The sequence below is a fragment of the Parasphingorhabdus sp. genome (genome assembly GCF_048269915.1).
Lineage (GTDB): Bacteria > Pseudomonadota > Alphaproteobacteria > Sphingomonadales > Sphingomonadaceae > Parasphingorhabdus.
This window is the reverse complement of sequence record NZ_JBLWTY010000012.1, coordinates 1-10,399: the sequence shown is the minus strand read 5'-3', so window position 1 is coordinate 10,399 and position 10,399 is coordinate 1. Positions and strand designations below refer to the sequence as shown.

Sequence of the window (10,399 nt, the reverse complement as noted above, 5' to 3'; positions counted from 1 at the left end):
TGATGTCGAGGACGTTGGGCTTCTTCAGTTCTTGCCAGTTCTTCATATTGACAGTCATGGACTTCCCCTAATGGTTCAAAGAGCGGGTTTGGACGTCGTTTCCGCTCTGAATGATAAAATGTGAGACTGGCCTGCCTGCCAGCCTCAAAACTCGAGCGGTGCTAGACGCGGCGTCTTTTGGATGGGCGAACACCGTTATGCGGGATCGGCGTGACATCACGGATCGAGGTGATCGTGAAACCAACAGCCTGAAGCGCACGAAGAGCGGATTCACGACCGGAGCCGGGGCCTTTCACTTCGACTTCAAGAGTCCGCACACCGTGGTCAGCCGCTTTCTTGCCAGCGTCTTCCGCTGCAACCTGCGCTGCATAAGGGGTCGATTTCCGCGAGCCCTTGAAGCCCATCATACCAGCAGAGGACCAGCTTATCGCATTGCCCTGGGCATCGGTGATGGTCACCATCGTGTTGTTAAAAGTGGCGTTGACGTGCGCTACGCCTGCCGAAATATTCTTGCGCTCGCGCTTTTTAATGCGCTGAGGTTCGCGTGCCATGTGATCAATTCCTACCTAATATCTTGAAGATACTTGTCCGCAGACAAGCCTTATTTCTTTTTGCCAGCAATCGCCTTGGGCTTGCCTTTGCGGGTGCGCGCATTGGTATGCGTACGCTGTCCGCGAACCGGCAGGCCTTTACGGTGACGCAGGCCGCGATAGCAGGCCAGATCCATCAGACGCTTGATGTTCATCGCGGTTTCGCGCCGCAAGTCACCTTCAACCGTATGATCCGCATCAATTGTTTCGCGAATATGCAAAACTTCCTGATCGGTCAGGTCCTGAACCCGGCGGGTCGGATCAATCTTCAGTTTTTCGACAATTTCAGCCGCTTTTGTGCGTCCGATACCGTGAATATAGGTAAGCGCAATGATTACGCGCTTGTTAGTTGGGATATTTACCCCAGCAATACGTGCCAATATATTTCTCCATGCTCCACAGGAACCGATTCGCCGGCCCCTATCTCATAGCTAAGTCGCTAAAAACACACCCAAAACGCACAAAACCAGCGCCCACCACAAAGGGTGTTGCCGGTTCAAATCTGTTTCGAATGCCCGTTATTTACGGCGCGTTGGCCAAAGTGTCAAGCGCTGAAACACGCAGTTTGGCGGGCGATTGGCGGAAATATCCGGTACCGGGCAGCGGCCTGAACTATCTTGCCCGAATCTCCTCACCCATTGACGCGCCGATACCATATGCCTTGCCCTAGTCCACCCAATGGCAGTCAGATGGAATGATGCGGTTGTTTAGCAGCCCCCCCCTGCCCGTTAAAAGCGCCATTTCGATTGGACAAGGCCGCGGCACAGCAGGTTCAGCTTGTTTTGCCTTGCGATTTACCCAAATTCCGCGCCATAGTTTTTGCCTGAATCGGGGAATTACATGACAATTCGCAACAAACATGATCTGTTCGAGATCAGTGGGCAGACTGTAGCGCCGGGGAAAATCGGCGATTTTGCCATACCGGTCAGCGATCTTTCCGCGGGCATGCAGGCCAAGATGGAAGTACGCGTATTCCATGGAAAACGAACCGGCCCGACGATTTTCGTCAGCGCAGCGATCCACGGCGACGAAATTATCGGCACCGAGATTATTCGCCGGGTCATGAAGAAACTTCATCCGGCACGGATGGCAGGAACGGTGATTTTCGTACCGGTGGTCAATATGTTCGGGTTCATTACCCACAGCCGCTATCTGCCCGACCGCCGCGATCTCAACCGGTCTTTTCCGGGCACCGAAAAAGGATCGCTGGCGTCGCAGCTCGCCAATATTTTCTCCACCGAAATAATCGACCATTGCTCGCTCGGCATCGATATCCACAGCGCTGCACAACATCGCTATAATCTTCCGCAAATCCGCATTGCATCGGGCAAGGCTGAACTGAAACAACTAGCGATAGAATTCGGGGCACCGGTTGTCATCGAAGCCGAACTGCGCCCCGGTTCTTTGCGCGCAATAGCGCAGGAAGCGGGCGTCGACATGCTGTTGATGGAAGCCGGCGAAGCCTTGCGCTTTGATGAATTCTCCATATTGACTGGAGTGAATGGCATCTTGCGGGTGCTGAAAAAGCTAGGATTGATAGAGACCAAACGGCTCGGCAAGCGCGGGACACCACCAGCGCAAACAACCCGTACCGTTTGGCTGCGCTCAACCCGGGGCGGGATTTGCCGACTGGTTTCACCTTCCGGAAGCAAAGTCCACAAGGGTGATCCCGTGGCCTATATCAGCGATATTTTTGGCGAAGGAGAAGAAGCGATCCTCTCCCCGGTCAACGGAATTGTTATCGGACACAGCAACCTGCCCGTGGTCAATCAGGGGGACGCACTGCTCCATATCGCCGAAGTCCGGGTATTTGACACAGTCGGCGAACGGCTCGAGAAAATCGAGGATGCAATCACCAGCAACCAGCTTCTGGACGAGGATGAGGTGATTTAATCTCCACCTTCTCCTGCCTATTGTTCCGCCGCCTTCCAGTTCATCTCGTGAACCGTTGGCGGTATCCAGAAAATACCAAAATAGCTGTGCTCCCGGCGAATGGAAATGAAACAGGAAGTTCGCTTCAACTATCAAACGCAGTAATTTACCTACCCCTTGCCCTTGGTCTTAGTGTTGCCGGGCTTGGCATTTTTCTCGATAAATTCGATAATCTGTCCTGCAACATCTTTGCCGGTGGCATTTTCAATACCTTCCAGACCGGGCGAGCTGTTCACTTCCATGATCACGGGACCGTGGTTGGACCGCAGCATGTCTACGCCGCATACATTCAGCCCCATATGCTTGGCCGCGCGCACCGCGGTTGAACGCTCCTCTGGCGTGATTTTTACAATCTGCGCGCTGCCGCCACGGTGGAGGTTGGAACGGAAATCGTCCGGTGCCCCGGTGCGCTTCATGGCGGCGATAACCTTGCCGCCCACAACCAGCGCGCGAATATCCGTACCACCGGCCTCCTTGATAAATTCTTGCACCAGGATATTCACATTGGCGCCGCGAAAAGCCTCGATCACCGACTTGGCGCTCGACATGGTCTCGGCCAGAACCACACCGATGCCCTGCGTACCCTCGAGCAATTTTATGACCACTGGCGGGCCGTTGACCGCCCTGATAATCTCTTCGGCCTGCTTTGGATCATTGGCATAGGCGGTCAGCGGCAGGCCCAGGCCGTGCTTGGCAAGAATCTGCATCGACCGCAGCTTGTCCCGGCTTCGGCCAATGGCAACGCTTTCATTGAGCGGCCAAACGCCAGCCATTTCAAACTGCCGCAACACTGCCAGACCATAGTTGGTGATCGACGCCCCGATACGCGGGATGACCGCCTCATAGCCTTCCAGTGTGTCACCATTATAGGTGATCGTCGGTCGGTGACTGGCGATATTCACGGTGCAGCGGGTGGTGTTGAGAATGTCGAGCGTGTGCCCGCGCTCTTCTGCCGCCTCAACCAGGCGTTTATGCGAATAAAGGTTCGGGTTGCGGGCAAGCATGGCGATTTTCATAAATTATCTTTCTTCATGCCGACCCAGCATCCACCGCTTGGCGCTGTTTACGAGGAATCCCCTTTTCAGCGCCCGGCGACCTATCAGGACCGGAAATATCATCGATTGACGGTTGGCAAGCGTCATATGCCCGACCCACTCCAGTGGCCCGAGCTTCATAACGGTTTCTATCACATAACGGTTCTGCATGACACCATTGCTGCTCTTAATTTTGCGCTGCCCATAGACGGGCGCTTCACAATGATAGTCGGCCACACCCGAGCCCATGGGAATGACAAATTGCACGAACGGCTGGCCGTCTTTCTCGAATGGTTTGATCCGCGTGGCATGGAGCGAAGAGGTGGCTGCCCCGGTATCCACCTTGGCGTGCAGGTTTGTTACGCCTAGTCCCGGAATATCGATCAGTTCGCACCAACCGATCACACAGGGCTCTTTCAGCTTAGTGCGAAGCCCTGTCTCTTTCTGGTTTTTTGTCTGCGCCATCGGCCAGTGATTTGGCCGATGGCGCATTTTTGCGCAAGATAATTATAATCTAGACGACACCATAAGCCAGCATGGCGTCAGCCACTTTTTTGAAGCCCGCGATATTCGCGCCTTTCACATAGTCAACATAGCCGTCGCCTTGGTCACCATATTCGACGCATTTGCTGTGGATACCTTCCATCAGATCGGTCAGCATCTCGCCGAGGCGCTCATGGTTCCAGCTGATCCGTTCGGCATTCTGGCTCATTTCCAGACCGGATACGGCGACCCCACCAGCATTGGCCGCCTTGCCCGGACCATACATGATCTTGGCATCGTGGAAGACATGGACCCCTTCCAGCGTCGTTGGCATGTTCGCGCCTTCCGACACTGCAATGACGCCGTTGGCGACCAGTTCCCTGGCTTCCTCTTCATTGAGTTCATTCTGGGTCGCGCAAGGCAAGGCCAGATCACAGGGCACGCTCCACGGGCGGCTGCCTTCGTGAAAGGACGCGCCGGTGAAATGGTCCGCATATTCGCTAATCCGCCCTCGCGTGTGCGTTTTATGATGCTTGACCCAGTCGATCTTGTCCTGATCAATGCCATCGGGGTCATAAATGAAGCCACCGCTGTCCGAAAGCGTCAGTACCTTGCCACCCTGCTTCGTGATCTGCTCGGCTGCATGGGTCGCTACGTTGCCGGAACCGGAAACCACCGCAGTCTTGCCGGCAATCGCGTCGCCTTTGTGCTTGAGCATATTTTCCATGAAATAGACCGCGCCATAGCCGGTTGCCTCGGGGCGCATCTGCGAACCGCCATATTCCATGCCCTTGCCCGTCAGCACGCCTTCCCAGCGGTTGGTGATGCGCTTGTACTGGCCGAACATATAGCCGATCTCGCGGCCTCCGACACCGATATCACCGGCAGGAACATCCGTATCCGGACCGATATGACGGTAAAGTTCGGTCATGAACGACTGACAAAAGCGCATGACCTCGGCGTCCGACTTGCCTTTCGGATTGAAATTGGCGCCCCCCTTGCCGCCGCCCATCGGCAATCCGGTCAGCGAGTTTTTGAACGTCTGCTCGAACGCGAGAAATTTCAGGACGCTTTCGGTTACGCTTGGGTGAAAACGGATACCGCCTTTATAGGGGCCAATGGCGTTGTTATTCTGGACCCGGTAGCCGCGCTGAACGCGAATGCAGTGATTGTCATCTTCCCAGCAAACCCGGAAAGACACAACCCGGTCCGGCTCGGCAATACGCCGCAATATCTGTGCGCTGTGATAGGCCTCCTTATCCTCGATAAAATCGAAAATATCCATCGCAACTTCCTGCACGGCCTGGACAAATTCAGGCTGCCCTGGATTGCGTTTTTTGACGCCCTCCATGAATGTTGGAAAATCTACATGATCGGAAACGGCCATCGTCTACCCCCTCAAAATTCAGTATCGGTACGACCCGTTTAATCGCTGTCGACTTCCTCGAGTCGACACCAACTATCAAACCACAATAGAACTATTAACCGGCCTTGGTAAAGCCTTGAGATTCGGTCTAAATCAGGACTGATCTTTATCGACGCCACTATTTTCGCTGTCGTTCGGTGTAACCGCTTCATCCTGCAGAGCATCAGCAGCCGCCGGATTACCGAACAACGCGGACAGACGCATCAATTGCTCGCCGATCACGCCATCCACTGCCGGCGCAATCTCGTCGATGGGAAATTCCATATAGCCGCCCACTTTATAGGTGAAACGGACCACCGTAGCATCGCCTTGCGGCTGCAACAGCATGGTGAGCGTGCCAATCACTGCCTCACCTTGCAGGGGCCCGAGCGCCCCGGAGAGACGCAGCATCCTGTTGTTATGTGCATAGATAACGCGCATATGCTGGATGCTGCCGTCCGACGATTTGATATTCTCGACCGACGTCGTCCGGATCAGCTCACAAAAACATCCACCGGCCTGCGGCACAAGGTAGAAATTTTCGGCATTGCCGGTCCAGCTGTGATCCGCACTCCAATATTGCGATGGCGCGATCATGGCCTTCCAGACCGCTTCCGTATCGCCGGAAATCACGGTCTGATGCTGCACGGTAAAGCCGTTATCGGCGGTGTTTGTCACTTCCGCCTGAGCGCCAGTCATGCTGCAAAGCGCGGCCATTCCCAATATCGTGCGAAATGCCAGCTTCTTCATGACTATCCCTCCGATATTCAGCTCAAAGCGACAGAACCGCCTCAATCGCATCATTGACTTGCGCCATGCTGCCCATGCCATTCACCTTGCGAACGATGCCGCGCGCTTCGTAGATTGGCAGGATCGGTGCTGTCTTTGCCCGATATTCTTTCATCCGGGTCCGGACCGTCTCTTCATTGTCGTCCGGCCGGCGCTTGAACTCGCTTTCCCCGCATACGTCACAGACGCCTTCTTTGGCAGGCTGCTTGAACTTGTCGTGATAGCCTTCACCGCAATTGCCGCAGGTGAACCGGCCAACAATACGTTCGACCAGCGCGTCTTCATCAACCTCCAGTTCGATGACATGGGCCAACGACCGGTTCCTTGCCGTCAATATGTCATCCAGTGCAGCGGCCTGAGCTGCGGTCCGGGGATAGCCATCAAAAATCACGCTTATCTCGGAACCCAGTTCATCCAGCCTGTCACCGATAATGCCCGAAACCACGTCATCGGGAACGAGTTCGCCGGCGTCCATAAGCGCCTTGGCTTTCAACCCGACCTCGGTACCGGCCTTGACTGCGGCACGGAGCATATCACCGGTGGAGAGTTGCACCATGCCATGCTCATCCTCCAAACGGCTTGCCTGAGTTCCCTTCCCGGCACCCGGTGGTCCCAACAAGATGATATCCATGCGATTACCCCCGATTGAATTGGTATGATTCTGTTGCTGAACTAGCGCGTTGGAAAGTTAGCGTCTACGCCGACCGCCCTTGAGCTTCGCTTTTTTAAGCAGATCGCCATATTGTAAAGCCAAAAGATGGCTTTGGATCTGCGTCACTGTATCGACCGTCACATTGACTACGATCAGCAAGCTTGTCCCGCCCAGGAAGAAAAGCGGCAAATTGGTTTGTGCCATGACATATTCCGGCAATACGCAGACCAGCGCCAGATAGGCCGCGCCCACCACGGTGATCCGGGTAAGCACATAATCAAGATAGTCCGCAGTATTTTTGCCTGGACGAATACCGGGAATGAAACCACCGTTTTTCTTCAGGTTTTCCGCGGTTTCTTCGGGATTGAACACAACCGCCGTATAGAAAAAGCAGAAGAAGATAATACCGGCTGCATAGAGCGCCATATAGAGCGGCTGGCCATGGGCCAGATACTGGTTAAGGGTGATAATGAAATCACCAAATGCCGTTTCTCCAGCGGTCGCATTGCCAGCAAATTGACTCACCGTCAGCGGCATCAGCAGCAGCGAGGAAGCAAAAATTGGCGGGATCACCCCGGCGGTATTTACTTTCAATGGCAAATGGCTGCGATCGGCCTGCATCACACCATGCTGGGTGGCGCGCTTCGGATATTGTATAAGCACCCTGCGCTGGGCCCGTTCCATGAAGCTGATGAACAATATCAGTCCGGCAACCATCGCAATCAGGCCCACGATCGTCAGCGCGCTGATCGAACCGGTGCGACTACCTTCCATAAGATTGCCAACAAAAGTCGGCATTTGCGCGACAATACCGGCCATGATAATCAGCGAAATACCGTTACCGATACCGCGACTGGTGATTTGTTCACCCAGCCACATCAGGAACAAGGTACCGCCAATCAAACTGATAACCGCGCCAATACGGAACATATAGCCGGGTTCGACAACCGCTTGCAGGCCCGATTGGGACGCAAAGCTTTCGAGACCAACAGCAATGAAATATCCCTGAACGGCGGTCAGCCCGACCGTGCCATAGCGGGTATATTGATTGAGCTTCTTGCGCCCGGCTTCGCCTTCTTTTTTTACCGCAGCCAGTGTCGGCGACAGGGCTGCAGCCAGCTGAACCACGATCGAAGCGGTAATATAGGGCATGACACCCAAAGCAATCAGGCTCATCCGCTCTAGTGAGCCGCCGGAAAATGTATTGAAAATATCAAGAACGCCGCCGCGGGTCTGATCATAAAGATCAGCCAGAACGACCGGGTCAACACCCGGCAGCGGTACGAAACTGAGCAAACGAAAAATGATAAGAGCGCCGAGCGTAAACCAGATGCGCTTGCGCAATTCGGTTGCTTCGCCAAATTTTGACAGGCTTAGATTAGCTGCGACCTGATCGGCTCTTGATGCCATGCTTGACTTCCCTGCCCCACTATTAGTTAAAAACGCACCCCTGTGGAAGCAGAGGCCCATCTCCAACTATTGCGCTTGTTGCAATCTCCGGAGATGGATAGCTGCCTTTGCAGCTATGCAACCCGCCCCATATCGGATGTCCATGCATCAAAAACAAGGGGCCAGAAAAAGAGGCGCTAAAACTAGCGCCCCTCGAAGATCAATCTTTCTTTTTCGCCTTGTTTGCGGCTTTTTTCTCACGCGCTGGCTTTGAAGGTGTGGCCTTCTTTTCACCCTTGGCACGATGTTCGGCAGAGGTTTTCAAAATCTCGACCTTGCCGCCTGCTTTTTCGACCGCTGCAACGGCAGCCTTGGATGCTCCGGCAACGGCGATGGTGATTTTCGCCTTGAGCTCACCCTTGGCAAGCAGCCGGACACCGTCTTTGCCGCCGCGAGCCAGACCAGCGGCCTTCAATGTCGCGTGATCAAGCGTGCCTTTATTCGCCAGGCTCTTGTTGTCGATGAACTTCTGGATCATGCCCAAGTTCACTTCGGCATAGTCGGTTCCGAACGGATTGTTGAAACCGCGCTTCGGGAGCCGCATATGCAGCGGCATCTGGCCGCCTTCGAAGCCCTTGATCGCTACACCGGAACGGGATTTCTGGCCCTTTTGGCCACGTCCACCGGTTTTGCCTTTGCCGGAACCTATGCCCCGGCCAATGCGCATGCGTGATTTGCGTGCGCCATCATTGTCTTTAATTTCATTCAGTTTCATATCGGGTACTCGCTTTCGCTTTTGTGCGCACAATATTGGCCCACCCGCCTGGCAGGTGGGGACGATTTTAATCCACGACTTCTACAAGATGGTGCACCTTGCGGATCATGCCGCGAACTTCTGGTGTATCTTCCAGCTCGGAGACACGGTGCATCTTGTTAAGTCCAAGACCGATCAGCGTTTTGCGCTGAACTTCGGGACGGCGGATCGGAGATCCGATCTGCTTGACTTTAATTTTGGCCATCAGAAATTACTCCGTAACTGCAGCGGCATCGGCTGCCACTTCAGCTGCTGAACCGCCGGCGCGTGCCAACAGGTCGGTCACTTTTTTGCCGCGACGCTGGGAAACAGCTTTCGGGCTCGACTGATCTGCCAGCGCAGCAAATGTTGCGCGGATCATGTTATAAGGGTTTGCAGTGCCATTGGACTTGGTCACAACGTCGGAAACGCCAAGACTTTCGAAAACAGCACGCATCGGACCACCAGCAATAATACCGGTACCTGCAGGGGCCGAACGAACGGTCACATTACCAGCACCAAACTGGCCTTTGCCATCATGGTGCAGAGTACGGCCTTCACGCAAAGGCACGCGAACCATCGATTTCTTCGCAGCGGCGGTTGCCTTGGTAATGGCTTCCGGCACTTCGCGCGCCTTGCCTTTACCGAAACCGGCACGGCCCTTGCCGTCGCCAACCACGACCAGCGCAGCAAAGCCGAAGCGTTTACCGCCTTTTACCGTCTTGGAAACGCGGTTGATGTGGACCAATTTCTCGATCAGCTCTTCGCCGCCCTCATTGTCGCGTCCGCCGCGACCGCCACGACCACGTCCGCCGCCGCGATTATCACGTCCGCCACCGCGGTTATCGCGACCACCGCCACGGTTTCCACCGCGTGATTGACGCTCAGGCGCACCGGTTTTCGCTTCAACAGCGACAGCCGCTTCTGGCTGGTTGCCTTCACCGGTGGTGCCGGGCTTCGCAGCACCTTCTGGTGTTGTGTTCTCGTCGGCCATATTAAAACTCCAATCCGCCTTCACGTGCTGCGTCGGCCAGAGCCTTCACACGTCCGTGAAACAGGAACCCGCCACGGTCAAAAATTACTTCTTTTACGCCCGCCTTTTTGGCTGCTTCGGCAACGCGTTTGCCAACATCGGCTGCAGCTTTGCTATCCGCACCGGTTTTGACTTTGGACGCCTTGTCGATGGTCGAAGCGGAAGCCAGCGTTTTGCCCTCGGCATCGTCGATAACCTGCGCATAGATATGCCGGCTCGTGCGATGCACGGACAAACGAGGCTTTGAGAGCCCGCGCTTGCGCAATTTGCTGCGTACGCGTTGCTGGCGCCGTTTGAAC

Annotated in this window: 13 protein-coding genes; 1 reads left to right on the top strand and 12 read right to left on the bottom strand. The window is 54.9% G+C overall.

Annotation, left to right across the window (positions count from 1 at the left end):
- Positions 1–161: 161 nt before the first annotated feature.
- The gene (gene rpsK, locus ACN0WX_RS15165; protein ID WP_074204552.1) at positions 162–551 is read right to left on the bottom strand and encodes a 30S ribosomal protein S11; all 390 of its coding nucleotides are present in this window, start codon (positions 549–551) and stop codon (positions 162–164) included.
- 50 nt (positions 552–601) lie between these two features.
- Positions 602–970, bottom strand: a complete 369-nt coding sequence (gene rpsM, locus ACN0WX_RS15160) for a 30S ribosomal protein S13 (RefSeq protein ID WP_417623182.1) — start codon at positions 968–970, stop codon at positions 602–604.
- 460 nt (positions 971–1,430) lie between these two features.
- Between rpsM and ACN0WX_RS15155 the strand changes: the two genes are divergently transcribed.
- On the top strand, positions 1,431–2,483 hold the full coding sequence (locus ACN0WX_RS15155; protein WP_417623181.1) for a succinylglutamate desuccinylase/aspartoacylase family protein: 1,053 nt from the start codon (positions 1,431–1,433) through the stop codon (positions 2,481–2,483).
- Between the two features lie 149 nt (positions 2,484–2,632).
- On the opposite strand, the gene rimK is transcribed toward ACN0WX_RS15155, so the two are convergent.
- The 10 genes from rimK to rplR form a co-directional block, all read right to left on the bottom strand.
- Positions 2,633–3,538, bottom strand: a complete 906-nt coding sequence (gene rimK / locus ACN0WX_RS15150; RefSeq protein ID WP_417623180.1) for a 30S ribosomal protein S6--L-glutamate ligase — start codon at positions 3,536–3,538, stop codon at positions 2,633–2,635.
- A gap of 3 nt (positions 3,539–3,541) precedes the next feature.
- A complete protein-coding gene (locus ACN0WX_RS15145; protein WP_417623179.1) occupies positions 3,542–3,961 on the bottom strand; it encodes an ATP-dependent zinc protease in 420 nt (139 codons plus the stop codon).
- Between the two features lie 109 nt (positions 3,962–4,070).
- On the bottom strand, positions 4,071–5,426 hold the full coding sequence (gene gdhA / locus ACN0WX_RS15140; RefSeq protein ID WP_417623178.1) for an NADP-specific glutamate dehydrogenase: 1,356 nt from the start codon (positions 5,424–5,426) through the stop codon (positions 4,071–4,073).
- A 132-nt stretch (positions 5,427–5,558) separates the two neighbouring features.
- Complete coding sequence (locus ACN0WX_RS15135) at positions 5,559–6,194, bottom strand: SRPBCC family protein (protein ID WP_417623177.1); 636 nt, start codon at positions 6,192–6,194, stop codon at positions 5,559–5,561.
- Between the two features lie 22 nt (positions 6,195–6,216).
- Entirely contained in the window at positions 6,217–6,864 is a 648-nt protein-coding gene (locus ACN0WX_RS15130) for an adenylate kinase (protein ID WP_417623176.1), read from the bottom strand.
- 57 nt (positions 6,865–6,921) lie between these two features.
- Positions 6,922–8,295 carry a preprotein translocase subunit SecY gene (gene secY / locus ACN0WX_RS15125; RefSeq protein WP_417623175.1) on the bottom strand — a complete coding sequence of 458 codons (1,374 nt, stop codon included), beginning with the start codon at positions 8,293–8,295 and terminating at the stop codon, positions 6,922–6,924.
- Between the two features lie 199 nt (positions 8,296–8,494).
- Complete coding sequence (rplO, locus tag ACN0WX_RS15120) at positions 8,495–9,049, bottom strand: 50S ribosomal protein L15 (RefSeq protein ID WP_417623174.1); 555 nt, start codon at positions 9,047–9,049, stop codon at positions 8,495–8,497.
- A gap of 67 nt (positions 9,050–9,116) precedes the next feature.
- Entirely contained in the window at positions 9,117–9,293 is a 177-nt protein-coding gene (rpmD, locus tag ACN0WX_RS15115; protein WP_417623173.1) for a 50S ribosomal protein L30, read from the bottom strand.
- 6 nt (positions 9,294–9,299) lie between these two features.
- On the bottom strand, positions 9,300–10,061 hold the full coding sequence (gene rpsE, locus ACN0WX_RS15110; protein ID WP_417623172.1) for a 30S ribosomal protein S5: 762 nt from the start codon (positions 10,059–10,061) through the stop codon (positions 9,300–9,302).
- Between the two features lies 1 nt (position 10,062).
- Positions 10,063–10,399 (bottom strand): 50S ribosomal protein L18 (gene rplR / locus ACN0WX_RS15105; protein WP_417623171.1); only part of this gene is annotated, 337 nt, incomplete at its 5' end.